Raw genomic sequence first — 224 nt, 5'->3', positions numbered from 1 at the left:
GGTTGTTGATGTAAGAAGTGCTCAAAATCGATAATGAAGGATGATTCAATGGCTCTTAGTTCCAGGTCGGATACCTTTTGGGTCTTTTTCAAAAATTGAAACACATACTTTTCTGTGCCACCATAATTCTTAAGTGTTCCATGAGCCAACACGCCCTTCATTTTTGTTTCGTGGTACTTAAAGATGGATCGCAGGGTATGGGTGTGATCATCTTTCCCCAGGTA

The 224-nt window shown here is 40.6% G+C and carries 1 protein-coding gene; it reads right to left on the bottom strand.

Translation table 11 applies throughout. The features are described from left to right. Positions 1 to 224 (bottom strand): phage integrase SAM-like domain-containing protein (locus tag IS446_RS00205; RefSeq protein ID WP_203057152.1); only part of this gene is annotated, 224 nt, incomplete at both ends.

This window comes from Robertkochia sediminum (assembly GCF_016786255.1).
In the GTDB taxonomy this organism is placed as follows: Bacteria; Bacteroidota; Bacteroidia; order Flavobacteriales; family Flavobacteriaceae; genus Robertkochia; species Robertkochia sediminum.
Note: the sequence above shows the minus strand (reverse complement) of the source record. Positions and strands in the feature narration are given on the sequence as shown.